The sequence below is a fragment of the Mesorhizobium sp. LCM 4576 genome (assembly GCF_001854815.1).
Classification (GTDB): Bacteria; Pseudomonadota; Alphaproteobacteria; order Rhizobiales; family Rhizobiaceae; genus Mesorhizobium; species Mesorhizobium plurifarium.
Window position 1 is genome coordinate 45,230 of the sequence record NZ_MDDT01000040.1, and the last position, 26,915, is coordinate 72,144.

Below are 26,915 nucleotides of genomic sequence, written 5' to 3' on the forward strand. Positions count from 1 at the left end.
CGCCTCCCCTATAAGAGCCGGAATCGTAAGCAGCAGAGGCCTTCATGATCATCGTCACGGGCGGCGCCGGCATGAWCGGCTCCAACATCGTCGCCGCTCTCAATGCCGAGGGCCATGACGACATCGTCGTCGTCGACGACCTCACCGACGGCCACAAGATCGCCAACCTCGCCGACCTGCGCATCGCCGACTATCTCGACAAGGACGATTTTCTCAGCCTGATCGAGGATGGCGGGCTCGGCCGCATCGAGGCCGTCTTCCACCAGGGCGCTTGCTCGACCACCACCGAGTGGAACGGCAAGTTCATGATGGACGTGAACTACGCCTATTCGAAGCGGCTGCTGCATGCCTGCCTGAAGCTGCGCGTGCCCTTCCTCTACGCGTCGTCGGCTTCGGTCTATGGCGGCGGCAGCGAGTTCCGYGAGGAGCCCGAATTCGAGCGCCCGCTGAACGTCTATGCCTATTCGAAGAAGCTGTTCGACGACTACGTCCGCCGCAATTTCGACGCCGATCATTCGCAGGTGACGGGTCTGCGCTACTTCAACGTCTACGGACCGCGCGAGGCGCATAAGGGCGCCATGGCGTCGGTCGCCTTCCATCTGTTCAACCAGGTCGAGCGCGGCGAGAATCCGAAACTGTTCGGCGCTTATGGCGACTTCGGGCCCGGCGAGCAGAGCCGCGATTTCATCCATGTCGGCGATGTCGCCGAGGTCAATCTGTGGCTCTGGAAACGCGGCTTGAGCGGCATCTTCAACTGCGGCACCGGCCGCGCGCAGCCGTTCCGCGCCATCGCCGAGACGGTGATCGACACGCTGGGCAAGGGGGAGATTGAATTCACCCCTTTCCCCGACCATCTCAAGGGCAGCTACCAGAGTTTTACGCAGGCTGATATGTCCCGCTTGCGCGCGGCCGGCTACAATGGCCAATTCCGCACAGTCGAAACCGGCGTCAGGGACTATGTCGAATGGCTGAAGGCCCAACGATCCTCGTGATCGGCCCACGCTGGGTGGGCGACATGGTCATGGCGCAGTGCCTGTTTGCGGCGCTGAAGGAAAAACATCCGCATGCGGCCATCGACGTGCTGGCGCCGGCCTGGGCCGCGCCTTTGGTCAAGCGCATGCCCGAGATACGCAGCCAGATCGACTTTCCGCTGATGCCGGGAGCGCTCGAATTCCGCAGCCGCAGGCGCTTCGGCCGCCTGCTGCGCGGCCGCTACGACATGGCCTATGTGCTGCCGGGAAGCTGGAAATCGGCGCTGATCCCGTTCTTTGCCCGCATCCCGCGCCGCGTCGGCAATCTGCGTGAGATGCGCTACGGCCTGCTGACCGACATCGTGCCGCTGCCCGAAGCCCTGAAGCGGCGCACGGCGCGCGCCTATTTCGGCCTCGCGCGCGGCGGCACGTTTCGTGCGCCGAGGCTTACCGTCGACAACGCCAATCAAGCCGATCTGCTGGCGCGGTTCGGGCTGACCGGTAAGAAATTCGTGGCGCTCATGCCTGGCGCCGAATTCGGCCCGGCAAAACGCTGGCCGAGCGACCACTATGCCGGGCTGGCCCGCGACATGATGGCCAGGGGTCTGGGCGTCGCCCTGCTCGGCTCGAAGAACGACGCCGACGTCACGGCTGAGATCGCAGCACTTGCCCCGGGCGCTATCGACCTTGCCGGCAAGACGCGGCTGGAGGACGCCATCGACCTGATCGCCGCGGCGAAGCTCGCGGTCTCGAACGACAGCGGCCTGATGCATGTCGCGGCCGCCGTCGGCACGCCGATCGTCGCCGTCTACGGCTCGACCTCGCCGGAAAACACGCCGCCGCTCAGCGAGCGCGCCGAGCTGATCTGGCTGCATCTGTCCTGCTCGCCCTGCCACAAGAAGGTTTGCCCGCTCGGGCACCTCAACTGCCTCAAGACGCTCGATGTCGGCCGCGTCACCGCAGCGGCCGACCGCCTGCTCGAGGTCCCGGCAGCGGCATGAAAGTGCTGATCGTCAAGACGTCGTCGATGGGCGATGTCATCCACACGTTTCCGGCCGTCGAGGACGCGCTGCGYGATCGCCCCGACATCAGCTTCGACTGGTGCGTGGAGGAGCCGTTTGCCGGCATCGTGGCCTTGCATCCGGCGATCGGCACCATCCACAAGGTGGCGGTCCGGCGTTGGCGCAAGAGGCTTTTCGACGGCGGAACCTGGCGCGAAATGGCAAGTCTGCGGCGGGCGCTGCAGTCGGGAAACTACGATCTTGTCATCGACGCGCAAGGCTTGTTGAAGTCGGCCCTGGTCGCCATCCAGGCCGGCGCGCCTATCGCCGGCTTCGATCGGGCCAGCGCCCGCGAGCCTTCGGCGACGCTGTTCTATCAGCGCAAATACGCCGTGCCGCGCGACCTGCATGCCATCGAACGCACCAGGCGGCTGTTCGGGCTGGCGCTGGGCTACCAGCCTGACCTGTCGGCGCTGGAGTCCGGCATCGTGCCGCCGGCGGGCGACCTGGCCGGCGTTGAAGGCAAAACCGCCTTCCTGCTGCACGGCACCAGCCGCGAGGACAAGAAGTGGCCGGTCGAGGACTGGATCGAAACCGCGCGCGAGCTGGCCGACCGGCAATTCACGCCGGTCGTCACCTGGTCGAATGAGGCGGAAAGGAAGGTGGCGCAAGCCATTGCCGCAGCCGTGCCAAGGACGGTGCTGGTTGCGAGATCGCCGCTCGCGGATATCGCAGCGATCCTCGGCCGTTCGACGCTCGTCATCGGCGCCGACACCGGCCTCACCCACCTCGCCAGCGCCTTCGGCCTGCCGACGGTCGCCATCTTCCTGGCGACGGAACCGGGTCTCACCGGCCCGCGCGGAAAGTTTGCATCGACCTTGCTTGCGCCAGCCGGCGGCAAGGTAACGCCGGCTGAGGTGATGGCGGAGGCGGAGTGCCTCCTGGCGCTCAGATCAAACGCGCCAGCGTGAGGACCTTTTCAGAATTCGCTCTGGCGAGTCGAATAGCGTGGTTTTCGAGAACCGGAGCGGAGCGTACTTAACGTACGTGAGCACCGGAAGCGCAGAAAACCGCGCTAGTCGGCCGCCAGAGTAGAATTATCAAAAGGTCCTCAGATAAACTGCACCTGGACGATCTCATACCCCCGCGCGCCGCCCGGGGCGTTGACCTCGATGGCGTCGCCGACTTCCTTGCCGATCAGCGCGCGCGCGATCGGTGACGAGATCGAGATGCGGCCGGACTTCACGTCCGCTTCCTGGTCGCCGACGATCTGATAGGTCTTCTTTTCCTCGGTGTCCTCGTCGACGAGCACCACCGTCGCGCCGAACTTCACCTTGTCGCCCGAGAGCTTGGAGACGTCGATGACCTCGGCGCGCGCAATCAGATCCTCGAGCTCGTTGATGCGGCCTTCATTGTGGCTCTGCGATTCCTTCGCCGCGTGATATTCGGCATTTTCCGACAGGTCGCCATGCGAGCGCGCTTCGGAAATCGCCTCGATGATACGCGGGCGTTCCTCCTGCTGGCGCCAGCGGAGCTCTTCCTTCAATGACGCGAACCCCTCGCCTGTCATCGGGACCTTGATCATATGCCTGACCTTTCCTGCCGCCGCCCCCGTTTTCGGGAGCGGCCTTGTCGATAGGTACAAAAAGAAAACGGTCCGGCAGCCTCGGGCTAACGGAACCGTCTCACCACAATTTCCCTGAATATAGCAATCTTCGCGCGATTTTCACGCCCAAAAATGAAATTCGGCAAAATGATCACCGCTTTCGYGGGTCCGCGGCGCGCGGCAAATGAAAACCGGCCGCGATTTGCCCGCAGCCGGTTCGAGGAGCCTGGAAGCCTGTCAGCTCCTCAGGAAATGATCGATCTGCTCGGACAGCATGCCGTATTCGCGCGAGCCCTTGCCGGTCCGCTTTTCGATTTCCTGGAGCTGTTGCTGCGCGCCGGCGAGATCGCCGATCTGCAGATGCGCTTCGCCGAGATATTCCCGCACCAACGTGTAGTTCGGGTCGATCCTCAGCGCTTCCTCGTAGTAGCCGAGGCCGACCGTGACGCGGCCCGAATGGCGGTGCGAATAGCCGAGATAGTTGAGGATGCGCGGATCCTGCTTGTTGGCGGCGAGCGTCAGCACCGAGATCGCCTCGTCATAGCGCCCGGCCATCGCCAGATCGTGTCCGGCCTCATAGATGCTGTCGTCATCCAGCATGCCGTATTGCGGCTTCACGCATTTGTTCTTTTTCTTGTCCCAAACTTCGCCCTTCTTGCAGGTGGTGGTCGTCTGACCACTGCTGCTGCCGCCTTCACCAGCTGCAAAAGCCGGAGCAACGAACAGCGGCAGCGCCGCGATAGCCATGACCTGAACAAGCAAACGTCTGCGCATCGAAGCCTCCATGAGCGTGACAATGGCAGATTAACGCCGCTCTGGCGCGGTTTCATCCCGAAATGCGAGYGGCTGCCGAACTATTTTCGATGRCCGGAAAGAAGCATTTACCTGCGGACGTGACGCGCGCTTTAATTCCGCTATCATCRCAGCCAAGCGCATCACGTGGAGAAGGGCCGTGCAGCAGCGCCTCGAGAAGGAGTGGGACCTYTCGATCGATCCGGACACGGTACGCCTGTTCATCCTCAAGGCGAAGGCGCTGAGCGCCGCCGTCAACGAGGACTATGACGACGGGGCCGAGCACGAGGTCGAGTTCGACGGCGGCACGCATGCCAGCCACCACCATGACGGCCTTGTCGAGGAAGCCTCGGAAAACCTCACCGAAGAGGAATTCCGCGAGCTGATCAACGATCTCAACATCGACGAAGCGGCCGAGCTGATCGCGCTCGCCTGGATCGGGCGCGGCGACTATGACGCATCCGAATGGGCGGATGCGGTGGCCGCCGCCAGGGAGCGTCCCAGGAAGCGCACGGCCAAATATCTGCTCGGCCTGCCGATGCTTGCCGACTGGCTGGAGGCAGGCCTTGAAGCCATCGGCGCGTAACGCGCCGGTAACCGATTGTGATCGGCAAGGCATCTGGTGCAAGCAACTTCGCGCTACGATTGCCGTTTCGGGGCGATGGCAACGCTGAGCCTTTCACGACTTTGCAGACTGGCGCTGCCTGTGGCGGCCGCGATCCTGCTCGTTACCCCGGCCTCGGCCAAACATCATCATCGGCACAAAAGGCACRTGCCGCCGGCCAGCCAGAGCGCCGCTCCGGCTCCTGAAACGCCGCCGGCGACACCGGTTCCGGGGCCGCGTCCCCAGGATATGGAGAACGGCGCAGATAAGTCCGGGCAAGACAAAAGGCGTCTCGACAGCAATGACGACTTCCTCAACCAGGAGAAGTCGCATCCGAAATGGGACGCCCGCCCGCCGCGTTCGACGGGCGCTCAATCAGAGCCGCGGACGGAATCCGAGCCTGAGACGCCGGACGTCGTGCCGACGCCGCCGCAGAAGCCCGTCGAACTGGAGCCGGAGCCGCCGGAAACCGCGCCGCAGCCGCCGGAAAAACCCGAACCGCCGGGCGAGGAAACGATGCTTCCCGATCCGCGCTCGGCCGACATGCCGGCCGACAAGATGCCGGCGGAAGAAACCGCATGCCGCGAGCGGCTGAAGGCGCTGGGCGTCGAGTTCGAGGAGCACAAGGCCGAGCACGATGCGCAGATCGGCTGCTCGATCCCCTATCCGATAATTTTGAAGACGCTCGGCAAGTCCATCGGCATCAGCCCCGGCACCGAGCTCAACTGCCCGATGGCCGAGGCGACCGCGCGCTTCATGGCCGATGTCGTCCAGCCGGCGGCCGAGGCCGAATTCGGYGCCGATTTGAAGTCGGTCAACCAGGCCTCGGCATTCGTCTGTCGGCCGCGCAACGGTACGCGCAAGCTGTCGGAACATGCCTTCGGCAACGCGCTCGACATCGCCAGCTTCACCCTGTCGGACGACAGGAAGATCGAGGTCGGTCCGGCGCCGCCGGAGAAGGATGCGAAGTTCCTCGCCGCGGTCCGCAAGGCTGCCTGCGGGCCGTTCAAGACGGTGCTTGGGCCGGGGGCCGACCCCGATCATGCGCTGCATTTCCACCTCGATCTGGAGCCGCGCCGCCACGGCGGCACCTTCTGCCAATAGGCGATTTCCGAAAGTCCTGGCCGCTTCGGGCCCAAGAACAACGCCGCAATTCCGCCCCAGGCATGAATGCCAGCGCTGATCTTTCCTTTACTGTTGAGGGTTAACCTTGTGCCACATGGATCATGATCCCAATTGGGATCAGATCTTGGGGACAAGGACGCCCTTCAATGGCTCGAAGACTTGGCGCTGTGCTGATGGCGGCGCGACGGAACAAGTGCGCGCGGATCGCGATTGTCGGGCTGGCCGCGGGCGCCATCGCGATGATATCGGCCTGCACGACCGGTGACGTCTTTGCGCTGCAGYCGGCCGTCGATGTCGGCAGCCAGACGGCGGCAGTGCCGCAACCCGACGCGCCGCAATATTCCGGCATGCAGCGCCTTGTTCCGTCCAACCCCTACATGACCCAGGCCGCCTATCCGCGCATGGATGAGCCGATGTCGCCTCTCGAGCAGATGCCGGCCAGCGAGATCGACTGCCGCAACGAGCTGAAGCGGATGGGCGTCGTCTATCAGGACGTCCAGCCGATCCATGAAGGCCAGTGCGRCATCGACTTTCCCGTAAAGGTCTCGGCGATCGGCAGCGTCGCCATGAAGCCGGCGGCGACGCTGACCTGCAACATGGCCGCCACCTTTGCCGCCTGGACGAAGAACGAGCTGCAGCCGGCCGCCCGCTGGCGCTACTTCTCCGGCGTCAAGGCGATCCACCAGGGCTCCAGCTATTCCTGCCGCAACATCGCCGGTGAAGGCGTTTTGTCCGAGCACGGCAAGGGCAACGCCCTCGACGTCATGAGCATCGAGCTCAACAATGGCGACGACATCGACGTCCGCAAGCCCGGCCTGTTCGCTTTCCGCACGCGCGGCTTCCTCAACAATGTGCGCGCCGACGGCTGCGAATATTTCACCACGGTGCTCGGCCCCGGCTACAACTACGACCACCGCAACCATTTCCATTTCGACATCAAGAACCGCAAAAGCGGTTACCGCGCCTGCCGCTGAGGCGGCTCTGCCCCAAAACGGCCAACACCGCATAAAATGGTCGCGCAAGGATTTRGGAGCGGTTGGTCGTGGGTGAACGAAGCCTGAGGCGGCGCGCGGCGATCTGGCTCGCGGCGGTCTGCGCTTTCTATCTGGCGCTCGCCTATGTCGCCGCGCCGGAATTCTGGACCTGGCGGGAGCGCGGCTTCCGCACCCGCCCCTTCGAGATGGTGACGCATACGCCGCAGGGTATTCCCGGCGATCCGATCAATGTCGGCCTTGTCGGCACCGAGAAGGAAGTCGTCCACGCCTTCGCGGCCGCCGGCTGGGACACGGCCGATGCCGTGACGCTCAGGACCGCGATCGACATCGGCGAAAGCGTCTTGTTTTCCCGCCCCTACCCCGACGCGCCGATGAGCCGCCTGTTGTTCGAGGGCCGCGCCCAGGATCTTGCCTTTGAAAAGCCGGTCGGCGGCAGCGCCGACCGGCGCCATCACGTCCGCTTCTGGCTGACCGACACGGTCGGCGACGACGGCCGCCCGCTCTGGCTGGGCGCCGCGAGCTTCGATCGCGGCGTCGGCCTCAGCCACGACACYGGCGCCATCACGCATCACATCGACCCCGACATCGACGCGGAGCGCGATTTCCTCATCGGCGACCTGGATGCCGCCGGTCTGCTGGCCTCGACCAGCAAGATACCGGGGATCGGCGCCACCAGGACCGGACGCAACGGCGGCGGCGATCCCTATTTCACCGATGGCATGGCCGTGATTGGCGTGTTGAACACACGGGAGTGACGGCACGACGAAAGCCGAGCGGTGGCGCAGAGGTCACGCGGACGAAGACCCGGTCGGCGGCTTCAGGCTGTGCCTGATGGCTTTCGCTTCCCTGACCAGCGACGACCAATTCGATCCAAGCAGCGAGATCAATTCCAGCGCCTGCGTCTCGGTGATGCCAGTCTCTTCCAGAAGCCTCTGGACAAGGCCACGTTTCGGTTCGAGCGCCATTGGGCAACCCCCAACGAGCTGTTATAACTATGTCATTTGATATTGGTTCCACTCTATCCCGTTGATTTTTAATAGGACGCTGTCGCCGAATTGGGCCGTCGTGCCCATATGCGGCTTGCAAACTCCAGGCCGATGCCTGCTTCGCCGGATGGTCTCGCCAGCCCTGTCTTGCTCCGGCCTGTCATCTTCCAAAAATACCGGCAGGCTATTTTCGAATGCACTGCAGCAATGCTATTGACCGCCCATGCTTTACGTTGAAATCGCCGTCGTTGCCGTCCTCATCTTGGTGAACGGCCTTTTGTCGATGTCGGAGCTTGCCATCGTGTCGTCGCGGCCCGCCCGCCTCAAGGYGATGATCGACCGCAACGTCAAGGGCGCCGGCCGCGCGCTRGCGCTGGGCTCGAACCCCGGCAAGTTCCTGTCATCGGTGCAGATCGGCATCACGCTCGTCGGCGTTCTCTCGGGCGCCTTCTCGGGCGCGACGCTCGGCGAGAGACTGGCGCAATATCTGGCCTCGACCGGYATTCGCGAAAACATCGCCGACCCCGTCGGCGTCGGGATCGTCGTCGCTTTGATCACCTATGCCTCGCTGATCGTCGGCGAGCTGGTACCGAAGCAGATCGCGTTGCGCGATCCAGAGCGCGTCGCGGCCCGCGCCGCGCCCRCAATGACGATCCTTGCCACCATCTCGGCGCCGCTCGTCTTCCTGCTCGACATTTCCGGCCGCGCCATTCTCTGGCTGCTCGGCCAGAGCGGCGAGGCGGAAGAAAAGGTCACCGATGAGGAGATCAAGATGCTGGTTGCCGAGGCCGAGCATCACGGCACCATCGAATCCGACGAGCGCCGCATGATCGCTGGCGTCATGCGCCTCGGCGACCGCGCCGTGCGCGCCGTGATGACGCCGCGCACCGAGGTCGACTGGCTCAACCTGCAATCCGACGAAGCCGCGGTTCGAAAGCTTTTGATGGACACCCAGCACTCGCGGCTGCCCGTCGGCGACGGCAATGTCGACGCCATGGTCGGCGTCATCCAGACGCGCGACGTGCTGGCCGCCCTGCTCGCCGGCAGGGTGCTGGATCCGCGCCAGCATGTGCGCGCCGCCCCTATCGTGCATGACCAGGCCGACGCGCTCGATGTCTTGCAGAAGCTGCGCGAGTCCGATGTGCCGATGGCGCTGGTCCACGACGAATACGRCCATTTCGAAGGCATCGTCACGCCGGCCGACATCCTCGAAGCCATCACCGGCGTGTTCCGCTCCGATCTCGAGGCCGGAGAGGAGGAGAACGCCGTCAAGCGCGACGACGGCTCCTGGCTGCTCGCCGGCTACATGCAGGCCGACGAAATGGCCGAGGTGCTGGGCATCGACCTGCCGGAGAACCGCGACTACGAAACCGTCGCGGGCTATGTGCTGTCGCATCTCCACCATCTGCCGGCGACCGGCGAGTGCGTCGACGCCCAAGGCTGGCGCTTCGAGGTGGTCGATCTCGACGGCCGCCGCATCGACAAGCTGATCGCCACCCGTCTGCCCGACGGGCATCGGCAGGTCGTGCGCTGAGGATCGTCTCCCCGATTTCTCGATAGGGCTGGAACTCCTGACATCCGCTCAGGCAAGCTGTTTGCGCAAAAAAATGCGCGCCTGTCCGTCGATTGCGAAAGGAATGCGGCCGAATTCGGCGTAACCATGYCGGGCATAGAAGCCGGGGGCTTGAAAGCTGCTCGTCTCGACGACCGCGGCCCGGCAGCCGCGCCTTTTTGCTGCTTCCTCGACGGCTGCGAGCAATCGCGCGCCGTAGGATCGGCCACGTAAATACTCCGGCACGAAAAACATGTCGAGGAACAGCAGGCCGAGCTCAGTGCGACCCCAAAGCCCGCCGAGCGCCCTGCCCGAGCCATTGCACAGCATCGCGCCGATGGGCGCGCGGTCATCCACGCCTGTGGCAGCGACGTTATAGCGATAGAGCGCAACTGCCGCCTCGGCCTTGGTGGCCTCGTCGGCCAACGCCACTATTCTCAGATGCGAAGTCTCGTTCATGTCTGCCTGTTCCGAACAATGGCATGGACAATGACTTCCGGCGTCGGCCAACGTTCCTTCCCGATGGTTTGGCCCGATGGTTTGGCCCGATGGTTTGGAAAGTCTTTGTATTCGGCACTTTGAAGATGGGCTTTCCCCTTCACGACCGGGGTTTGAGCGGGGCCGCGTTTCTCGGCAACCGTCGCACACGTGAGCGCTTTCCAATGCTGATTGCCGGGCCTCGCTTTGCCCCGATGATGTTCAACGAACCGGGYGTCGGCTTCCAGGTCGCTGGCGAACTTTACGCGGTCGATGATCGCGCCCTCTTGCGCCTCRACAGAATTGAATCCATCGGCTCTCCCGGCAATTGGCGCGTGCCGATCGAGGTTGATCCGCTCGAGGCGGGYCATCGACTGTGGCGCAGGTTTATATGAAATCCCGGCATCTGGCAGATCCCATCCATTCGGGTTATCTGGCCCGTTACAATGACCGGCGCTTCGTGCTTCCCGACGGGCATCGGCAGATCGTGCGCTGAGTGGAACCTTAGCGCCAACTTGCAGTTTCAGGGCTTGGGGACAAATCCATGGCCGAGAGCAAGCAAGAACGCGACGAGCGACTGAGGGCGGAGAAGGAATTCCGGGTCCGGTTCCTCATGAAGGAAACCGGCATCACCGAGACCCAGGCCCGCGACCTTGTCGACATGATCGGCATCGATCCGAACTCGCTTCTTCGGGAGGCGCGGCTGCTGAAGAAGAAGTAGATGGAGTTCACCCTACGCAAATTGACTCGTAACGGTCACATTTCGAGCGTACTGTTTGTTCRTCGTCCGTACCGAATAGAGGCAAGYGGACGCTTGGAAGCGGCTATCATGCTTTCGCCCCTGTCAAGGGAGGCAAGCATGCCAGCATGCGGTGTGGCGGATTCCGCCCAGCTCGACATTCTCACAAAAGCCTTGAACGACTACTGCGCAAGGCACCGCGTTGCCGACAAGGRTGAGCGCGAACGGATCGCGATCAGGGTCATAGCGCTTTTCGGCCGTGGCGTTTCCGACCCTGCCCAGCTGTCGGCGGAGCTTGAACGCGGTTCCGCCTGATCGACCTCGGCGCGTGCTCATCCGGACTATCGATTGTCAGTGTTAGCCGCCGAGGGTGAAGCTAACCACATGTTGCCCTGGACGGCCACGCCACGGGGCAAGGTCCGGCCCGCAAATCCTGTGTCACCATGATAAGCGGGCCGGACCGCCTGGGTTCCGTTATCGTCCCATACAGCCGAATGAGGTGTTTAAGAAAATACCCATATTTATACTTACCATATTCAAGATGACTAATGTTGCTTTTATGACCGGCCGCCTCGGTCTCTCCGCCGACTATGAGAGCGAGTGGCAGGACAAGGCGGGTCAGACGAGCCGCTCGCATGTCTACGGCATCGCCAACCTCTATTACGACTTCCTCGACGGCACCGATGTCGACGTTTCAGGCACCAGGCTGACCAGCAAGTCGCAGCCGCTTTGGGGCGGTCTCGGTTTCGGCGGCTCGTTGAGCTGGGCCGACGACCGCTACGCCGTCCATGGCGAGCTGCTCGCACGCTCGAGCCTCGAGGATTTCGGCGACAGCCATGCCTTCGGCGGCACCGTCGGCTTCAGCGTGAAGTGGTAGCTGCCGGCGACGATAGGTCGAAAAAGGCTGGCTGTCAGGGCAGCAGCACGACCTTGCCGGTGGCGCGGCGCTCTTCGAGCAATCGATGCGCCTCGCCTGCCTGATGCAGCGGAAAGCGGCCGCCGATCGCCACCTTCAAGCGGCTACGCGCCGCAAGGTCGAACAGCTCGGAAAGACTTGTCCTCAAAATGTCTGGAGACAAAAGCGGCAGCAGGGCAAACCCTTTGAGCGCTTGATTGCGGCCGATCATCGCCTCGAGGTCCGAAGCCGACAGTTGAAACCGGCCGAGCGCCGCAAACACCAGCTCGCCGCCGGGTGCCAGGACGTCGAGAAATTGCTTGGTCAATGCGCCGCCGACGGTATCGTAGACGATTTCGGCGCCTGCGCCATCGCTCGCTTCGCGCACTCGCGCCGGCCAGTCCGGCGCGCTGGAGTCGATTGCCACATCGGCGCCGAGCGAGAGGGCGAAATCCCGCTTGGCGGCCCCGCCGGCCAGCGCGACCACGCGACGAGCGCCCTGCCCTTTGGCCAATTGGATCAGCAGCGAGCCAACGCCACCGGCGGCAGCGGGAACCAGCACCGTCCTGCCGGCCGGCGGACTTTGCCGCGTGAGATGCAAGGCGGTCAGCCCCTGCACCATGAGGGCGGTCGCATCTTCGAAGGAAAGCACATCCGGCAGCGGCACGATGAGGCTGGCGTCGATCGCCACATAGTCGGCATAGYCGCCGAACGGCCGGACCGACACGAACAGCGGCGCCGCCACGCGGCGTCCGAACAGGCCCGGATCTACTCCCTCGCCGACCGTCTCGACCGTGCCGGMGACTTCGACGCCAGGGAACGCCGGCAGGCTCGGCGTGGCCGCGTAGCGATCCGCGCGCATCAGCACCTCGAAAAAGTTGATGCCGGCCGCTTCCACCTTGACCAGCACCTCGCCGGCTTGCGCGACGGGCGTCGGYACGTCGACGACCTCCATCACCTCCGGACCGCCGAAGCGGTTGAACTGCAAGGCTTTCATGGCAGGGCTCCGATTGCTATGGCGTCAGCCGGTCTTTGCCACTATCTGCGCAGTCGCCGCTACACACGGATTTGTCCGCTGCACACCAGGAGGTGACCATGCCCCAAATCACCAAGAAACGCGTGATCAAGCGACTGCCGATGCTCCCCGCCGAACGCGCGCTGAAAGTGATCTCAGGTCGCTGGAAAGCGGTGATCCTCTACTATCTCTTCGACGGTCCGCGCCGGCTTTCGGCACTCAAGGCGCTGATGCCCGGCATTACCCAGAAGGTGTTGATCGACCAGCTGCGCGAGATGGAGGAGCATGGCCTCGTCAGCCGCGAGATCTTCGCCGAGATCCCGGCGCGCGTCGAATATTCAGCGACGCGGCTCGGCCTCAGCCTCGAGCCGATCCTGCTCGCGCTCTGTCAGTGGGGACAGCACCACGCCGACGAATTGGACGAGCGGCCGCATCTTGCCGACTGCATCATCAGGCCAAGGCGCGYCACCGAGGCTGCCCCGAATTAAAAAGGGCGGCGCAAGCGGTGGCTTGCCGTAGATGTCACGCAAATTTGGGACTGATCGCCAAGCGCTGCCAAAATCACGGGACATTGGAGCGCGAAGCAAAGGCGCTTAGTGCCTATTAGCTGTTCGGCTATTCTCGGACGAAGGTGTCGAGGCTGGTCCCGAAGGCACGCCAGGTTCCGACCCGCTTGCGGGAAGCGATTTCGCCCTCCTTGCCGGTGATGGTGCTGCCTGCCACCGTCAGCCACATCGTCTCCAGTTTGCCGTCCCGCAATATGCCGGTGTAGCTCACCGCGGCGGGGCCGGCCGYGCCCTCGCCGGCGGCCGTCACTCCGATCACGTCGCCATGTGCGATGCCGAATATCGGCACCGTCTGTCCATAGAAGCTGCTGTCTTCGAGTGCCGTGCGAAACGTGCCTTCAATCCGGCCACCGTCCTCGCCGGTTATGTCGAGGACGGACCCATACTGATTACGCCATCTGCCAAGCCAAGGCATTCCGCTCCTCCACGACTGTCTTCGTCTCCCGCGGATTCGGGCCTGCATCTAACGCGCCGTTCCGGGCGGTCAAGTGACCGCCAAAACGTGGTCGGGATCCAAGCAAGACAGGCAGCTCCGGCACCCGAAAATGAAAAAGGGCGGCGCAAGCGCCGCCCTTCGGGAGGATGATTCTACGCAGGCTCGTTACGCGGCCTGGGCTTCGCCGGCGATCGCGTCGGCGGCGCGCGCCGCCTTCAGCACCTTCGCCCACCAGGCGACGTCGTTGACGAGTGCTGTGGCCGCCTGGTTCAGGTGCTCGATGTCCTCGAGCTTCTTCTCGCCCTGGCGGACAGCCAAGAAATCGCCCCAGGCGATGTGCACGGCCGATTTGACCGGAGCCATCTGCAACTCGACGGCGATCAGGCGGAGCTGTTCRACCGCGCGCGCGCCGCCAACCGAGCCATAGCCGACAAAGCCGGCTGGCTTCTTGTTCCATTCGTTGGCGGCGTAATCGATGGCGTTCTTCAAGACACCGGTCGGCGCATGATTGTATTCGGCGGCGGTGAAGATGAAGCCGTCGAACTCGGCGACCTTCTTTTGYCAGCGCTGCGCCACTTCGTTCTGCGACGGCGCCCAGGCGGAAGAAGCGACCTCGTCGAAAAAGGGCAGCGGCCAGTCGCGCAGATCGACGATCTCGACGTCGATATCGGCATGCGCCTTGGCAATCTTGGCAATCCACTGCGTCGGCACGTCGGCGAAGCGGGCGGCGCGGGTCGAACCGACGACAATGGCGATTTTGGGCTTGGACATAAGGGGCTCTCCTTGCGGCAATTTCTGGTATCGTTTGGATACCGGCGCTATATGTGATACTGACAAATCGGCGCGCAAGGAGGCACGTTTTTGTTACTGAGGCACCCGCACATCACCGAGGACTGCCGGGCCGTGTCGGAAATCCTGCAACGGGTCGGCGACAAATGGACCGTGCTCGTGGTCGGTAAGCTGGGCGACGGCGCGATGCGCTTCAACGAATTGCGCGCCGCCGTCGGCGGCATTTCGCAAAAGATGCTGACCACCACCTTGCGCGGCCTGGAGCGCGATGGCTTCGTCACGCGCAAGGTGTTTCCGACCATTCCGCCACGTGTCGATTACGAACTGACCGAGCTCGGTCATGAATTGCTCGTGCCGGTCGGCGCACTCGGCGAATGGGCGCGCAAAAACACCAATCGGGTCCGCGAGGCGCGCGCCAAATTCGACAGCCAACAGGCCTGAACCCCTTATAGTTCAAAGGTTTCTGAACCAGTAGATGAATCGTACGGTCCGGCCCCGGGTCTGTCGTACCTTCCGGCTTTGATCGGATCCGCCGCGGCCCCGTAGTCAGCCWCGTGTGTCTCCGCGCAACCGTCTCGACAAGGACGACTGTCTTCAGCCGGCCACGGATCAGGCGCTTGGGATGGCGCTGCCGCAGCACGTCGTCGAGCAGTTCTCCGGCTGCGCGACCTTCTTGCCGATCGCCTTCAAGTCCCTCACGCATGCGACGCGCGGAAGGTCTCTCCTGACCTCCATATAGGCCGTTATGCCAAGCAGGCAGACCAGGGCGACAAGGGCTACGACGAGCCACCCGTTCAGCATATGTTGACGCATTGTCTTTCCTCCGCCACCCCCAAAGTGGGCGGGGAAGGCAACCATTGGATGTCGCGGAGCTCGTCTCCCGCGCGGGCGTTGTTACAAACCGCGGGGTTTGGGAGAATCGGAGGTCGCGTCAGGCCTCGGCCGGAACCGGCTTCGGCTTGCCCTCGCCGTCGAGCGCCACCATGACGAAATCGGCATGGGTGACCTTCTCCATCAGGTCGGAAAGGTAACGCTGCGCCCAGGCTTCGACCTTAAGCACCATCGAGGTGCGGCCGACGCGCTCGACATGGGTGTAGATGCAGAGCGTGTCGCCGATCTTCATCGCCTTGGCGAAAGACATCTCCTTCACAGCCGCCGTCACGACGCGGCCCTTGGCGCGCTCGGCGGCGCGGATACCGCAGGCAAGGTCCATCTGCGCCATCACCCAGCCGCCGAAGATGTCGCCGGCGGCATTGGCGTCGGACGGCATGGCGAGCGTCCTCAGCGTGAGATCGCCAAGAGGTTTTCCGTCCGCGTAATGCACCATGGCGAAATCCTTGGGAGGTCAGTTGTTGTTGCGTAGCAATGCGACCGCCATGTCGCAAGCTCTGGTGAAAGCGAAATGTGCGCCACCGCGCCGGTCGCTTTTTTCACAAGCCATGCCGGAAGCCACGGCGACGCCGCGAGCCGGCAATGTCTAGGGTAAGCCCGACGTTGCGGAGCCCGCCCTTCCATCATGCAGACTTATGACTTCATCGTCGTCGGCTCCGGTTCGGCCGGTTCGGTCGTTGCCGACAAATTGTCAGCTTCGGGCCGCTTCTCGGTGCTGGTGCTGGAGGCCGGCGGGACCGATCGGCGCTTCTACGTCCAGATGCCGCTCGGCTACGGCAAGACCTTCTTCGACCCGGCCGTCAACTGGAACTACAAGACCGAGCCGGATCCCGGTCTCGCCGGCAATGCCGACCATTGGCCGCGCGGCAAGCTGCTTGGCGGCTCGAGCTCGATCAACGCCATGGTCTTCATCCGTGGCGCGCGCGAGGATTTCGATGCCTGGGCCGCCGCCGGCAATCCTGGCTGGGCCTATGACGACCTGCTGCCCTCCTTCAAGGCGATGGAAGACAATGCGGCCGGCGCCGACGAATGGCGCGGCGTCGGCGGCCCCTTGCGCGTCACCGATTGTTCGCGCGCCGTGCACCCGCTGACCAAGCGCTATCTCGCCGCCGCCGAACAGGCGGGCCTGCCGTTCAATCCGGACTTCAACGGCGCCTCCCAGGAAGGCGTCGGCGTCTACCAGATCACGACCAAGAACGGCCGCCGCATGTCGGCGGCCCGCGCCTTCCTGCGGCCGGCGATGAAGCGCGCCAACGTCCGTGTCGAGACCAACGCCCTGGCGACCAAGATCCTGTTCGAGGGCAAGCGCGCCGTCGGCGTCGAATATGAGCAGAACGGGCAGAAGAAGACGGCGCGCGCGAGCCGCGAGGTGATCCTCTCCGGCGGCTCGATCAACTCGCCGCAACTGCTGCAGCTCTCCGGTGTCGGCCCCGCGACGCTGCTGGCTGGTCTCGGCATCCCGGTCGTCCACGCCAACGACAATGTCGGCGCCAATCTGCAGGACCATGTCGGCATCAACTACACCTTCAAGGGCAAGCTGCCGACGCTGAACCAGATCCTGCGGCCATGGTGGGGCAAGCTTCTGGTCGGCATGCAATACATCCTCTTGCGCTCCGGTCCGCTGTCGCTGTCGATGAACAATGCCGGCGGCTTCTTCCGCACCGATCCGTCGATGATGCGGCCGAACATGYAGCTCTATTTCCAGGCTTTCTCGACCGTCATCCCGAAGAGCGGCGAGCGTCCGATCCTGACGCCCGACCCGTGGCCGGGTTTCTCGATCGGCCTGTCCAACTGCCGGCCTTCGAGCCGCGGCGAGATCATGATCCGCTCGAGCAATCCGCGCGACTATCCGAGGATCACCGCGAATGCCTATTCGACCAATGCCGATGTCGACGAGATGCTGGCGGCGGTAAAGTTCGTGCGCAAGATCGCCGCGATGCCGGCCATGGCCGAGATCATCGAGGAAGAGGTGCTGCCAGGACCGTCGGTCCAGTCGGACGCCGACCTGATCCAGGATTTCAGGAAACGCTCGGGGACCGTCTACCACCCGGTCTCGACCTGCCGCATGGGGCCTGATGCATCACGCGCCGTCGTCGATCCACGGCTTCGGGTGCATGGGCTCGAGGGCCTGCGCGTCATCGACGCTTCGATTTTCCCCGACAACATCACGGGCAACACCAACGCCGCCTCGATCCTCACCGGATGGAAAGGCGCCGACCTGGTTCTGGAGGATCAGAAATGAAAATCACCGACGTGAAGACCTGGGTTGTCGGCAACCCGCCGCCCGGCATCGGAGGCAAATATTTCATCTTCGTCAAGCTCACCACCGATGGCGGCGTCGTCGGCTATGGCGAGGCCTACAACGCGACCTTCTCGGCGCATGTCACCGCCAGGATGATCGAGGACATGGCCGAACGCTATTTCGTCGGCCGCGACCCGCACGACATCGAGAATTTCTTCCGCCGCGCCTATTCCTCCGGCTTCACCCAGCGCCCCGACGTCTCCGGCATGGGCTGCTTCTCGGCGCTGGAAATGGCCTGCTGGGACATCGTCGGCAAGGAAGCCGGCAAGCCGATCTACAAGCTGCTCGGCGGCCAGGTGCACGAGACGCTGCGCTCCTACACCTATCTCTATCCGCACACCGGCAGCGTCCATTCGGAGGATGCGCGCGGCCAGAATGTCTACAACGATCCCGATATGGCAGCGGCCTGCGCGCTGGAATATGTCGAGCAGGGCTTCAACGCCGTGAAGCTCGATCCAGCCGGCCCCTATACCGCCTATGACGGCCACCAGCCGCGCCTGATCGACATCGACCTGTCGGCGCGCATGATCAAGGCGATCCGCGAGGCGGTCGGCACCAGGGCCGATATCCTGTTCGGCACRCATGGCCAGTTCACGGCCTCCGGCGCGCTGCGCATGGCCCGCGCCATCGAGCCCTACGATCCGCTGTGGTTCGAGGAGCCGGTGCCGCCTGATATGCCCGAGGTGATGGCTCAGGTCGCCCGCCAGACCTCGATCCCCATCGCCACCGGGGAGCGGCTGACGACGAAATCCGAATTCGCCCGCGTCATCGAGAACCGCGCCGCCACCATCCTGCAGCCGGATCTCGGCCGCTCCGGCGGTATCCTCGAAACCAAGAAGATCGCCGCCATGGCCGAGGCCTACCACATCCAGGTGGCGCCCCACTGCTATTGCGGCCCGATCGTCGGCGCCGCCAACATCCAGCTTGCCGTGACGCTGCCCAACTTCCTCATCCTGGAATCGCTGAAGCAGTGGGACGGCTTCCACGCCACCCTGCTCAAGAAGAAGATCGAATGGCAGGACGGCAACGTCATCCCGTCGAAGGAGCCCGGCCTCGGCGTCGAGCTCAACGAGGTGGTCTGCGAGGCGCATCCCTATAGCGGCAAGGACCTGCATCTGCAGATGATGCAGACGCCGCTGATGCCGTGACCCTGGCCTACGCCTTCATTGGCCTCGGCCATCTCGGCGGCAATCTCGCCGCCAGCCTGCTGCGCAACGGCTTGCCGTCACCGTCTTCGATCGCGACCCGGCGGCGGTCGAGCGCCTCGTCGCGCTCGGCGCCACGGCGGCGGCGAGCCCGGCGGACGCCGCCGCCCGTGCCGGCAACGCGATCACCTGCCTGCCCTCGCCGAAGGTCAGCGAGGCGGTGCTCGCCGGCCCGGAGGGATTGCTCCAGGGCCTGCCCGCGGGCGGCACCTGGATCGAGATGTCGACCAACGGCCGCGACGAGATCGTTCGCCTCGCAGTCCTCGCCTCGGCCAAGGGCATCGAGACGCTGGAATGTCCGGTGACCGGCGGCGTGCATCTGGCCGCGGCGGGCAAGATCACCGCGCTCGTCGGCGGCGACGCCACGCTCTACGAACGTCACCGGCCTGCCATCGAGGCGATGTGCGCGAAGTCCTTCCTGATGGGTCCTGTCGGCTCGGCGGCGGTGATCAAGGTCATCACCAATATGCTGGCCTTCATCCATTTGGTCGCCGCCGGCGAGGCGCTGATGCTCGCCAAACAGGGCGGGCTCGACCTCGCCCAGGCCTACCACGCCATCGTCGCCTCTTCCGGCAACAGCTTCGTCCATGAGACCGAAAGCCAGCTCGTGCTCAACGGCTCCTATGACATCGGCTTCACCATGGACCTGGCGCTGAAGGATCTCGGCTTCGCGCTGGCCATGGGCAGGGATTTCGGCGCGCCGCTCGATCTGGCGTCGCGCGTCAACGCGATTTTCGAGGAAGGCAAGCGCGCCTATGGYGGCGACGCCTGGTCGACCAAGATCGTCAAGCTGCTCGAGGATGCCGTCGGCACAGAGCTTCGCGCGCCCGGCTTCCCGGCCAGGCTGGAGATATAGCCGACAGATTTTTAGCCAGCCATTTCAAGAGCCTGGCCGCATCGCCGGAATCCGTCCCCGAGGCCGTTGATTCAACATCTCAGCGTCAGCGCGCCGGGCAGGATCTCGAAAGTCGCCGGAATCCGGCCCGGCGACTCGCCGTCGATATCGACCAGCGCGCCGTTCTTCTCGGCATCGCCCAAAGGCTCGACCAGCACCTTGCGGCCGCGCAGGATGGTGATCGCCGGATGATTGCGGTGACGCCCGCCATAAAGAAGCCGGATGTCTCTTATCAGGCCGAGCTTGTTCGCCGCCCGCACGATGACGATGTCGAACTGTCCGTCCGACAGCTCGGCGTCGGGCGCGATCATCATGCCGCCGCCGAAGAACTTGCCGTTGGCGACCGCCACCAGCGCCATGCGCGCCTCGACCGGCTCGCCATCGTCTATGGTGATCCTGACGTCCTGGAAGCGGTAGCGGATGAACTCCAGCACCGTGCGCCAAAAGAACAGCGCCTTGGTCGAGACCCTGCCCTTGCGCTTGTCGGCATTGACGGCGCGATCCGTCGCGCCGGACAGGCCGAGGCTGGCGATGTTGATGAAGTGGCGGCTGGCCAGCTTGCCATGATCGTCGATGTAACAGACCCGCCCGGCATCGACCTTCCGCGCCTTGGCATCGGCGATCTGCTTGACCGACGCGCCTATGGAGCGCGGCATGCCGAGCCCTCGCGCGAAGTCGATGCCGGTGCCGCAGGGCAGAAGTCCAAGCGCGCTTTCATGGCCGGTCTCGTCCTGCGCCTGCAGCAGCCCGTCGGCCACCTCGCTGGCGGTACCGTCGCCGCCGGCGGCGATGACCAAGTCGCATCCGACGGCGGCGAGGTCGATCGCCAGTCGCTCGGCGTCGCCGCTGGCTTGCGTCTCGCGCAACTCGAAATCACCGAAATTCGTCTTGAGCGACGCCGCCGCCTCCGCCCAATGCCGCTTGAGCCTGCCGCCGCCGGCAATCGGATTGAGYACCACCCCGACCTTCAAACCGACCTCCCCCGAGGCACGTCACGCAAAAATGCGCGGCTGAGCCCGCGCTGGCGCCCAAACTCTGTTGCCGGCCCAAACTCTTTTGCCGACCCGAACTCTTTTGCCGACATTGAAACGCGGACCGGGCGGCTGAGCAAGGCTCCAACATCCAAGGTCGCTAAAAAAGCGGGCAGGCTGTCTAAGGGGTTCGGCCACCGAATTCCGAGGCTTTTGCCATTGGTCCCCGATAATCCCGCTATCCACAGGCACCCCGGCATTCCCTGAACCGCTTACCCGGCGTACATTCAACCCATCTCAGGCGGCCACTGAACGCCCCAGCCGAAAGGCAAAAGCGCAAGGCGGATTTCCTGAGGCCCGTACGGCCCAGAACGAGAGCAGGTTCGCCTGCTGGAGGGACGGATGCCGAGACCTACGGGTGCCGCGGAAAGCGTGCCAACGCCGACGGCGGACCGATGCTGCCATGAAGGCCGGGAAAAACCTTCGATGGCACGCTGGGCGAAGCCCGCAAGGGTGGAGATCGGCGTGGTCYGGAACGGGAGCTGCCCTCGGGTGGCGACTGGCAGGACCGTCAAAATCAAGGCTGGCCTGGCGCGACGACTTTACGGAAGTTGCTGCCTTAACCGGTTCCTGATCTGACAGGGAGGCGCTGGGAGAAATCCCAGCGCCGACTGTCTTTTTGAGATCTGCTTGCCGGGCAGTCTGCTGCGTTGCGTCGCCAGACGGGYGAGCGGCACCCGCGGGATAGACCCACCGTCGGTAACCCCTTTCGCGCTTTGTTGCGGAGCCTGGCTGTTCCCCGCGTCAAAATCGGATAGGGCGCTTCACCGTTTCACGGAAACGGCGAAACGCACTACCTCTTTGTTCTTACGCAATTCCGGACGGAAAACCGCTCACACTTTTCCTGGAATTGCTCTAACGTTCAGCGTGACGTGAAGAGGGATGCTTCATGCCGCTGATCCGCAAGTTTGCCCTCGCCGGCATCTCCGCCGACCATGCGGACCTTTGCCGCCCGATCGATCCGGGCGCAGCCTGACATGTTCGTGCTGCGCTGGCTGAGGCGACTCTTCAAGACAATCCTCTGGCTGATCRTCCCCGTCGTGCTGATCCCGATCGTCGGATTGGYCTACGGCTTCCTCACCATCCCTGCCCTCGATAAAGCGCCCCTGCCAGGCATCGCAGACGGCGCTCCRCCAGCAGAGCTGGCCGTGAAGGTCCGGCAGGCGATACCGGGYTATCGATCGCCCAGGTCGTGGCTCGCCTACCCGAAATGGGCGGCCGTCCACGCCGCGCGCGACTATGCCGCCTTCGTCGACGAGGACCAGCCAAGCGGCTTTCCTTACCTGTCCTACATAGGCCGTTACTGGCAGGACTATGCGGCGATCATCCGCGCAAGCTCCGTCCACGGCTTCAACACCGCCGATTACGTCATGCCGACACTCACCGGCATCGGCCTTACGATCGACTACGCCCTTCAATGGGCCTACGAGAACACCGTCGGCCGCATCACCGAGGCGACCGCCGGCAAGCGCATTGCCGCCGACATCTACCAGGCGAAGGTCGCCGGCGACTATGCCGCCTTTCTCGACAAGACGCCGTGGTATGAATTTCCCTATGCCGAAAAGCGCGCTGGGCTATTTGCCGTCGAGCCCGCCACCGGCGACGACTCCCTCCGCACCAGCGAACGCAAGCTCGCCTTCGGCCTCGCCGACACCGTCAAGCAATGGTGCGCCGATCTGGGCAGATCGGCATTGGCCACCGCCGACGACCCGGGGCCGCCCGACATCCATGTCTGGGCCAAGGGTCCGGTCGGCGAGGCGGCGCGCAACGAGCCGGACACGCTTCTCGAGCGCGATCTCGGCGGTGACGGCACCATCTTCGTCACCGGCCGCTCGCAGGCCTTTACCGGGACGATCCCGCGCCTGATCGACGAGGGAATCTCCTTCGTCGAGATCGGCGGCAATGACGAGATCATGATCACGGTGACCTCAGATGCGGAGATCACCGCTCCCGACGGCTCGCGAATCCTGTTCAGCCAGCCGATCCCGGTATCGCCCGACACACGCCGCACCGCGCTGACCGTCGCCGTGCGCAAGCTGCACTTCGTCCTGCCGGCCCTGGCCAAGGCCGGTGCCAGATTGGAACATGTCTATGCCGATGACTGAGGCATTTCGGTCACAGTCGTCGGCTGAGCAACCTTCGGAAACGTCGCGTCATCCACATTTCACAATCGCGGCCAAATCCCGCCTTGTTCGGCATGGATTGATGCGAGTGGGATGGGGAGAAATTTCGAAGGGACAAGACCGTGATCAAGACCGCCCTTGTCGCCATGACCATCGTCGGCTGCGACTGCGACGCCAAGCTGTGCGAATATATCGGCGAGACGCCGGCCAAATGGGCGACGGTCGCCGACTGCGAGGCGGCGATGAAGAGCCAGATGCTGCATCAGCGTAATTTCAACTATCCGCTGGTTTCAGGCATCTGCCGCGTCAAGGGCTCGGCCTCTTCTTCCGAGCTTGCCGCGAAAGCCTCCAGGCCGGATCTGAAGCCCAGGAACCGCGTCGTCGAAACCATCGCCCCGCTGCCGCCCGAGCTCGACCATCGCCCGAGCGTTCCGGTCGGCGGAACGGTGACCGCGAGCGAAACGGAATCGGCGAAGCCCGTCGCCTTCGACGGATCGGTCGATGGCGGCCGCGCCGTGCTTTACCGMACCAAGGCCGGCTATGCCGTGGTCAAGACCGACCTTAGCCGCGCCGCCGGCGCGACGGTGGACGCGGCGAAGCGCTCGGCGACCTGGTTGGCGGGTCTGACGGGTCTTTGATCCGGATCACTATAGTTTAATTTTCAGGGTCTCCCAGAATTTGTCGATCAGCGGCTGTTCGGTCGCATTGTCCTGATCGCCGATGCGCGTGATGAAGAGCAGCCCCTGATCGGCGGTGCCGAAGCCGACGATCTCGAAATCCGCCCTGTCGGTGCGCGTCTTCACGATAGCCTTGAGGCCGGTCAGTTCCTTGCCGTCGGCAAGCTTGCGGGTCGTCGGCTGCTGCGTCARCTGCCCGCCCGCCTGGACCGTTTCCTTGGTCATCTCCTGYAGCATCAGCTGGTTGAGGGAGACCGGGTTCATCTTGTCGTATTTCTGCACCACGACGAGGGTGCCGAGCGCCGAAGCCATGAGATACTGCGCGATACCGTCGCCGAGATCGGTCTTGGTCACCGAATTGGTGCTCGGATGGACGAAGGAGAATGTGCCGCCTGAGAAGGTGGCGAAATCATTGTGCTCGAGCCTTACCTTGCTGGTCTTGCCGCCGGGCAAGGATACGTCGACATCCTCGCCCGGATCGATGTCGACGCTCACGCCGTCGATCGTCAGCTTGAAGGCCTTCGGGTCCTCGGCACGGGCGGGCCCCGAGTAAAGCATGATCGCCGCGAGCGCCGCTGCCGCCAATCTCAGTCGCATATCCTGTCCTCTCCGCGCTGTTYCGGTCACCGCGTTCGATGGCGGCCTCGTTTCGGCGGCCGAAGCCGCCTCTTATCATTCCCCGATGACAATTGTCGTGGGCCGGTTCTCCGATTGATAAAGCCGGCGCATTGCCCGAAGATAATACGCAAGGATATTGGCCTTGACCGGGGGGTGTCATGACAATTGCCGTTCGTATCGCGCTATGCCTGCTGCTGGCGCTCGTTCCTTTGCACGTCCGCGCGCAAAGCGACGACAAGGCCATGATGATCGCCTCCGACGACGCCGAGATGGCGGCGGCGATCGAGAAGGCGCGATCCAGCCTGGATGAATTCCTGGCATTATCCGACACTCCGCCGCCGGGAACCGACAAGTTCAAGCTGAAAGTGATGATCGCCGACGGCAATGCGACGGAGCATTTCTGGGTCATCCCCTTCAAGCGGACCGACACCGGCTTCGTCGGCATATTGGCGAACGAGCCGGAAATCGTCCGCAACGTCGTCCTCGGCCAGAACATCGAATTCACCAGGGACGATATATCCGACTGGGGCTATACCAAAAACGGCCGTCAGGTCGGCAGCTTCACCGTCTGCGTGATGTTGAAGAAGATGTCGAAGGAGGAGGCCGAGTACATGYGCACCCAATACGGCTTCGACTGCTGAGGTCTATCCGCTCACTTGATCCCTCGCGCCGATCTTGCGCACCAGCGCCGCGGTGGCCAGCATGGCGCCGAGATCGGTGATCATCGGCGCGACATGCGCGTTGTAATCGATCGGCTGCGAGATATCCGGAAGCTCGAAGAAGTTCTTCGACCGCGGCATCAACAGAAAGCCGTCGCTGCCGCTGAGCGCCACCCGCGCCTGGTCGTAGGGCCATGTCTCGCGCAGCCAGGTCAGCGCCTGCGCCATCCGGCCGGTCACCAGCGGCCGCGCCGCCTCGACATTGTCGGTGCGGAATTCATAGGTGTCATCGAGGTCGTCGACGCCGGAAGACAGCTCCTGCATCTTTGAGGCGAACATGCCGCGGAAGAAGTGCGTTACCTTGCCGGCCTTGCGCGCCGCGACCAGTGTTCCCGGGAACGGCTCGATGGTCTCGAAGGCGACGATGACTCCTTTGAAGGCGGTCGTCTCGCTTTTGCCGGAGCCTTCCCAAAGTCTCGCCTCGTAGAGCTCGAACGGAAAATCCTCGTAGCGTCCGGAAATGACGTCGTCGAAGCTCTGCCGGCTGAAAGCGGCGACGGTTTCGCGCGGCATCCTGTCGAAGGAGCTCGGCCGCGCGCCATGTTGGTAGCGCACGTCGCGCACGAAGCCGAAGATCATCGGCAGCAGCGTGTCGCGGAAGGATTGCTGCAGCCGGGTCGCCGGCCTCAGCGCCTGGAAATAGAGCAGCACCGCGACAACCATGCCGCCGAGATAGAGAAAGACATGCGGCGTCGAGAGCCATTGTTCGTGGGGATCGGCGGCGGCGTTGAACAGCCAGGCTATCAGCGCGACGAAGACGACGACCAGGCCGACGAACACCGGCACCCGCCAGCGCACCTGCCGCTGGACCGACGCCCGTTTCGCCTCATAGTCCTCGATGCCGTGCCTGATCCCCGCGATCACCGCCTCGCTCGGCATGAAATCCGCTGCTTCCATGGCCCACCCCCGGCCGCCACTGAGACGCGGCCATGATAGCGCTTTTCACGCGAAAGTCGCCTGCGCTCGCTGCGGTCGGCGGCTAGGCCTGCGACATTGGAAAAATCGCCTCCAGCCGGGCCGCGACCCGGTGCTTGAGCGCGCCATCCAGAGCCTCGACCGGCACCAGCCGCTCATGACCTCTATCGGCGAGGCGCATGAAGAAGTGCTGCCGGTAGGCGGCTATGGCGCCGCGCGTGGCGGCATCGGCGCTGACATCGACAATAAGAATGGAGCCGATGCGCCCGGGCCATGGCTGCCTGGCAAGGGCCGTTCCGAGGAAATCGCCAAGCCCATAGGCGATCACGCTGTCGCCGATGCGCTCGATGGGCTGCAAGACATGAGCGTGGTGCCCGGTGATCAGCCGGGCGCCATGATCAGCCAGCCGCCTCGCCAGCGCTCGGGTCTCCGGCCTCGGAAAGTGCCGGAACTCCCAGTCCCAATGCGGCACGGCGCAGGTGAGGTCGATGCCGGAAACGGCGGCGCGCGGCCATTCGGCGGCATGCATCGAGATGCGTTCTTCGAACGGCGCGGCGCCCGTGTTGCGCCAGAGCGTGAAGGCCRCAAAGCCGATCGTCAGCGATCCGGCCGCATGACGCTGGACAGGTCCGCCGGCAACCGTGCCGATGGTTCGGATCCCGAGCCGGCTCAGCGCCGCGAGCGTTTCCTCGAAACCGGCGATGCCCTGGTCGAGCATGTGGTTGTTGGCCAGGGACAGAACGAGCCTGCCGCGCGCGATGCCGGCGGCTGCGAGCGCATCGGCCAGGAAACGCTCGCTCATCGCATGATGCGTGCCGAGCCACGTGCCCATCGCCGCATATGCGCGCTCGACGATCGGACTTTCGCAATTGCCGACCACGAGGTCGGCGGACGAAAGCAGCGTCGTGATGGCCGGAGCGCATTCCGGCGCATCGCGATTGGCAACCGCAGAGATGTCGCCGACGAAGGCCAGCCRCACCGTCCGCCTGG

At 64.1% G+C, this 26,915-nt stretch carries 32 protein-coding genes and 1 pseudogene; 20 read left to right on the plus strand and 13 right to left on the minus strand.

What is annotated here, in order from left to right; all coding sequences use genetic code 11:
* Nucleotides 1-44 precede the first annotated feature (44 nt).
* From rfaD to waaC, 3 genes are read left to right on the plus strand one after another with little or no spacing between them, the layout of a single operon-like run.
* Complete coding sequence (rfaD, locus tag LCM4576_RS22100; RefSeq protein ID WP_071034702.1) at nt 45-992, plus strand: ADP-glyceromanno-heptose 6-epimerase; 948 nt, start codon at nt 45-47, stop codon at nt 990-992.
* Nucleotides 965-1,972, plus strand: a complete 1,008-nt coding sequence (gene waaF / locus LCM4576_RS22105) for a lipopolysaccharide heptosyltransferase II (RefSeq protein ID WP_071034655.1) — start codon at nt 965-967, stop codon at nt 1,970-1,972. The genes rfaD and waaF overlap by 28 nt, the downstream gene beginning before the upstream one ends.
* On the plus strand, nt 1,969-2,943 hold the full coding sequence (waaC, locus tag LCM4576_RS22110) for a lipopolysaccharide heptosyltransferase I (RefSeq protein ID WP_071034656.1): 975 nt from the start codon (nt 1,969-1,971) through the stop codon (nt 2,941-2,943). The genes waaF and waaC overlap by 4 nt, the downstream gene beginning before the upstream one ends.
* A 140-nt stretch (nt 2,944-3,083) precedes the next feature.
* On the opposite strand, the gene greA is transcribed toward waaC, so the two are convergent.
* Together greA and LCM4576_RS22120 are read right to left on the minus strand one after the other, a co-directional pair.
* Nucleotides 3,084-3,557 carry a transcription elongation factor GreA gene (greA, locus tag LCM4576_RS22115; protein ID WP_027168132.1) on the minus strand — a complete coding sequence of 158 codons (474 nt, stop codon included), beginning with the start codon at nt 3,555-3,557 and terminating at the stop codon, nt 3,084-3,086.
* Between the two features lie 258 nt (nt 3,558-3,815).
* Nucleotides 3,816-4,352 carry a tetratricopeptide repeat protein gene (locus LCM4576_RS22120; RefSeq protein WP_040990365.1) on the minus strand — a complete coding sequence of 179 codons (537 nt, stop codon included), beginning with the start codon at nt 4,350-4,352 and terminating at the stop codon, nt 3,816-3,818.
* Between the two features lie 178 nt (nt 4,353-4,530).
* On the opposite strand from LCM4576_RS22120, the gene LCM4576_RS22125 reads away from it, so the two are divergent.
* The 4 genes from LCM4576_RS22125 (at nt 4,531) to LCM4576_RS22140 (ending at nt 7,849) form a co-directional block, all read left to right on the plus strand.
* On the plus strand, nt 4,531-4,956 hold the full coding sequence (locus LCM4576_RS22125) for a DUF3775 domain-containing protein (protein ID WP_071034657.1): 426 nt from the start codon (nt 4,531-4,533) through the stop codon (nt 4,954-4,956).
* A 75-nt stretch (nt 4,957-5,031) separates the two neighbouring features.
* The gene (locus LCM4576_RS22130; RefSeq protein WP_071034658.1) at nt 5,032-6,078 is read left to right on the plus strand and encodes an extensin family protein; all 1,047 of its coding nucleotides are present in this window, start codon (nt 5,032-5,034) and stop codon (nt 6,076-6,078) included.
* A gap of 167 nt (nt 6,079-6,245) precedes the next feature.
* A complete protein-coding gene (locus LCM4576_RS22135) occupies nt 6,246-7,073 on the plus strand; it encodes an extensin family protein (protein ID WP_071034659.1) in 828 nt (275 codons plus the stop codon).
* A gap of 68 nt (nt 7,074-7,141) precedes the next feature.
* Complete coding sequence (locus tag LCM4576_RS22140) at nt 7,142-7,849, plus strand: LssY C-terminal domain-containing protein (protein WP_071034703.1); 708 nt, start codon at nt 7,142-7,144, stop codon at nt 7,847-7,849.
* 33 nt (nt 7,850-7,882) lie between these two features.
* Here LCM4576_RS22140 and LCM4576_RS36855 read toward each other — a convergent pair whose 3' ends face one another.
* Nucleotides 7,883-8,059: a hypothetical protein gene (locus tag LCM4576_RS36855; protein ID WP_198540293.1), complete on the minus strand. Its 177-nt coding sequence runs from the start codon at nt 8,057-8,059 to the stop codon at nt 7,883-7,885.
* A gap of 244 nt (nt 8,060-8,303) precedes the next feature.
* Here LCM4576_RS36855 and LCM4576_RS22145 point away from each other — a divergent pair, with 244 nt between their 5' ends.
* The gene (locus LCM4576_RS22145; protein ID WP_071034660.1) at nt 8,304-9,614 is read left to right on the plus strand and encodes a hemolysin family protein; all 1,311 of its coding nucleotides are present in this window, start codon (nt 8,304-8,306) and stop codon (nt 9,612-9,614) included.
* 48 nt (nt 9,615-9,662) lie between these two features.
* Here the strand turns inward: LCM4576_RS22145 and LCM4576_RS22150 are convergent, their stop codons facing one another.
* Entirely contained in the window at nt 9,663-10,064 is a 402-nt protein-coding gene (locus LCM4576_RS22150; protein ID WP_244508369.1) for a GNAT family N-acetyltransferase, read from the minus strand.
* A 50-nt stretch (nt 10,065-10,114) separates the two neighbouring features.
* On the opposite strand from LCM4576_RS22150, the gene LCM4576_RS22155 reads away from it, so the two are divergent.
* The 4 genes from LCM4576_RS22155 (at nt 10,115) to LCM4576_RS22165 (ending at nt 11,725) form a co-directional block, all read left to right on the plus strand.
* Complete coding sequence (locus LCM4576_RS22155; protein ID WP_244510868.1) at nt 10,115-10,504, plus strand: gamma-glutamylcyclotransferase family protein; 390 nt, start codon at nt 10,115-10,117, stop codon at nt 10,502-10,504.
* A 149-nt stretch (nt 10,505-10,653) separates the two neighbouring features.
* The gene (locus LCM4576_RS36570) at nt 10,654-10,830 is read left to right on the plus strand and encodes a hypothetical protein (protein ID WP_157900472.1); all 177 of its coding nucleotides are present in this window, start codon (nt 10,654-10,656) and stop codon (nt 10,828-10,830) included.
* A gap of 138 nt (nt 10,831-10,968) precedes the next feature.
* On the plus strand, nt 10,969-11,163 hold the full coding sequence (locus LCM4576_RS36860; RefSeq protein WP_071034662.1) for a hypothetical protein: 195 nt from the start codon (nt 10,969-10,971) through the stop codon (nt 11,161-11,163).
* A 244-nt stretch (nt 11,164-11,407) separates the two neighbouring features.
* Nucleotides 11,408-11,725: an autotransporter outer membrane beta-barrel domain-containing protein gene (locus tag LCM4576_RS22165; RefSeq protein WP_071034663.1), complete on the plus strand. Its 318-nt coding sequence runs from the start codon at nt 11,408-11,410 to the stop codon at nt 11,723-11,725.
* Between the two features lie 34 nt (nt 11,726-11,759).
* Here LCM4576_RS22165 and LCM4576_RS22170 read toward each other — a convergent pair whose 3' ends face one another.
* Nucleotides 11,760-12,740, minus strand: a complete 981-nt coding sequence (locus LCM4576_RS22170) for a zinc-binding dehydrogenase (RefSeq protein ID WP_071034664.1) — start codon at nt 12,738-12,740, stop codon at nt 11,760-11,762.
* Nucleotides 12,741-12,838: 98 nt separating this feature from the next.
* Between LCM4576_RS22170 and LCM4576_RS22175 the strand changes: the two genes are divergently transcribed.
* On the plus strand, nt 12,839-13,246 hold the full coding sequence (locus LCM4576_RS22175; protein ID WP_083361465.1) for a helix-turn-helix domain-containing protein: 408 nt from the start codon (nt 12,839-12,841) through the stop codon (nt 13,244-13,246).
* Nucleotides 13,247-13,373: 127 nt separating this feature from the next.
* Here the strand turns inward: LCM4576_RS22175 and LCM4576_RS22180 are convergent, their stop codons facing one another.
* Entirely contained in the window at nt 13,374-13,739 is a 366-nt protein-coding gene (locus LCM4576_RS22180; protein ID WP_071034666.1) for an avidin/streptavidin family protein, read from the minus strand.
* A 186-nt stretch (nt 13,740-13,925) separates the two neighbouring features.
* A complete protein-coding gene (locus LCM4576_RS22185) occupies nt 13,926-14,531 on the minus strand; it encodes an NADPH-dependent FMN reductase (RefSeq protein ID WP_071034667.1) in 606 nt (201 codons plus the stop codon).
* A 90-nt stretch (nt 14,532-14,621) separates the two neighbouring features.
* On the opposite strand from LCM4576_RS22185, the gene LCM4576_RS22190 reads away from it, so the two are divergent.
* Nucleotides 14,622-14,990 carry a helix-turn-helix domain-containing protein gene (locus LCM4576_RS22190; protein ID WP_040989613.1) on the plus strand — a complete coding sequence of 123 codons (369 nt, stop codon included), beginning with the start codon at nt 14,622-14,624 and terminating at the stop codon, nt 14,988-14,990.
* 168 nt (nt 14,991-15,158) lie between these two features.
* Here the strand turns inward: LCM4576_RS22190 and LCM4576_RS22195 are convergent, their stop codons facing one another.
* Nucleotides 15,159-15,362 (minus strand): hypothetical protein, encoded by a 204-nt coding sequence (locus LCM4576_RS22195; RefSeq protein ID WP_052469074.1) that lies wholly within the window; start codon nt 15,360-15,362, stop codon nt 15,159-15,161.
* Nucleotides 15,363-15,480: 118 nt separating this feature from the next.
* Entirely contained in the window at nt 15,481-15,876 is a 396-nt protein-coding gene (locus LCM4576_RS22200) for an acyl-CoA thioesterase (RefSeq protein ID WP_040989615.1), read from the minus strand.
* A 189-nt stretch (nt 15,877-16,065) separates the two neighbouring features.
* On the opposite strand from LCM4576_RS22200, the gene LCM4576_RS22205 reads away from it, so the two are divergent.
* From LCM4576_RS22205 to LCM4576_RS22215, 3 genes and pseudogenes are all read left to right on the plus strand, one after another.
* Nucleotides 16,066-17,682, plus strand: coding sequence for a GMC family oxidoreductase (locus LCM4576_RS22205; protein WP_071034668.1), 1,617 nt, complete (start codon nt 16,066-16,068; stop codon nt 17,680-17,682).
* Complete coding sequence (locus LCM4576_RS22210) at nt 17,679-18,890, plus strand: mandelate racemase/muconate lactonizing enzyme family protein (protein WP_071034669.1); 1,212 nt, start codon at nt 17,679-17,681, stop codon at nt 18,888-18,890. Before LCM4576_RS22205 ends, LCM4576_RS22210 begins: the two co-directional genes overlap by 4 nt.
* Nucleotides 18,887-19,803 (plus strand): annotated as a pseudogene (locus LCM4576_RS22215) (NAD(P)-dependent oxidoreductase). Before LCM4576_RS22210 ends, LCM4576_RS22215 begins: the two are co-directional and overlap by 4 nt.
* Before the next feature lie 71 nt (nt 19,804-19,874).
* Here the strand turns inward: LCM4576_RS22215 and LCM4576_RS22220 are convergent.
* Nucleotides 19,875-20,813 carry a diacylglycerol kinase family protein gene (locus LCM4576_RS22220; RefSeq protein ID WP_071034670.1) on the minus strand — a complete coding sequence of 313 codons (939 nt, stop codon included), beginning with the start codon at nt 20,811-20,813 and terminating at the stop codon, nt 19,875-19,877.
* A 1,037-nt stretch (nt 20,814-21,850) separates the two neighbouring features.
* Between LCM4576_RS22220 and LCM4576_RS22225 the strand changes: the two genes are divergently transcribed.
* A complete protein-coding gene (locus LCM4576_RS22225; protein ID WP_071034671.1) occupies nt 21,851-22,978 on the plus strand; it encodes a hypothetical protein in 1,128 nt (375 codons plus the stop codon).
* Between the two features lie 140 nt (nt 22,979-23,118).
* Entirely contained in the window at nt 23,119-23,634 is a 516-nt protein-coding gene (locus LCM4576_RS22230) for a hypothetical protein (protein WP_071034672.1), read from the plus strand.
* 9 nt (nt 23,635-23,643) lie between these two features.
* Here the strand turns inward: LCM4576_RS22230 and LCM4576_RS22235 are convergent, their stop codons facing one another.
* A complete protein-coding gene (locus LCM4576_RS22235) occupies nt 23,644-24,270 on the minus strand; it encodes a hypothetical protein (RefSeq protein ID WP_041012796.1) in 627 nt (208 codons plus the stop codon).
* Between the two features lie 179 nt (nt 24,271-24,449).
* Here LCM4576_RS22235 and LCM4576_RS22240 point away from each other — a divergent pair, with 179 nt between their 5' ends.
* Nucleotides 24,450-24,932: a YegJ family protein gene (locus LCM4576_RS22240; protein ID WP_071034673.1), complete on the plus strand. Its 483-nt coding sequence runs from the start codon at nt 24,450-24,452 to the stop codon at nt 24,930-24,932.
* A 3-nt stretch (nt 24,933-24,935) separates the two neighbouring features.
* Here the strand turns inward: LCM4576_RS22240 and LCM4576_RS22245 are convergent, their stop codons facing one another.
* The gene (locus tag LCM4576_RS22245) at nt 24,936-25,907 is read right to left on the minus strand and encodes a DUF3137 domain-containing protein (protein WP_071034674.1); all 972 of its coding nucleotides are present in this window, start codon (nt 25,905-25,907) and stop codon (nt 24,936-24,938) included.
* An 82-nt stretch (nt 25,908-25,989) separates the two neighbouring features.
* Nucleotides 25,990-26,904 carry a CapA family protein gene (locus LCM4576_RS22250; protein ID WP_320411868.1) on the minus strand — a complete coding sequence of 305 codons (915 nt, stop codon included), beginning with the start codon at nt 26,902-26,904 and terminating at the stop codon, nt 25,990-25,992.
* Between the last annotated feature and the right edge of the window lie 11 nt (nt 26,905-26,915).

What these genes read in the sequence shown, in the direction of transcription:
- LCM4576_RS22195 (WP_052469074.1), bottom strand. Translation starts at nt 15,362, where the DNA reads ATGCGTCAACATATGCTGAACGGGTGGCTCGTCGTAGCCCTTGTCGCC.
- greA (WP_027168132.1), bottom strand. Translation starts at nt 3,557, where the DNA reads ATGATCAAGGTCCCGATGACAGGCGAGGGGTTCGCGTCATTGAAGGAA.
- LCM4576_RS22120 (WP_040990365.1), bottom strand. Translation starts at nt 4,352, where the DNA reads ATGCGCAGACGTTTGCTTGTTCAGGTCATGGCTATCGCGGCGCTGCCG.
- LCM4576_RS22200 (WP_040989615.1), bottom strand. Translation starts at nt 15,876, where the DNA reads ATGGTGCATTACGCGGACGGAAAACCTCTTGGCGATCTCACGCTGAGG.
- LCM4576_RS22165 (WP_071034663.1), top strand. Translation starts at nt 11,408, where the DNA reads ATGACCGGCCGCCTCGGTCTCTCCGCCGACTATGAGAGCGAGTGGCAG.
- waaF (WP_071034655.1), top strand. Translation starts at nt 965, where the DNA reads ATGGCTGAAGGCCCAACGATCCTCGTGATCGGCCCACGCTGGGTGGGC.
- LCM4576_RS22245 (WP_071034674.1), bottom strand. Translation starts at nt 25,907, where the DNA reads ATGGAAGCAGCGGATTTCATGCCGAGCGAGGCGGTGATCGCGGGGATC.
- LCM4576_RS36855 (WP_198540293.1), bottom strand. Translation starts at nt 8,059, where the DNA reads ATGGCGCTCGAACCGAAACGTGGCCTTGTCCAGAGGCTTCTGGAAGAG.
- LCM4576_RS36570 (WP_157900472.1), top strand. Translation starts at nt 10,654, where the DNA reads ATGGCCGAGAGCAAGCAAGAACGCGACGAGCGACTGAGGGCGGAGAAG.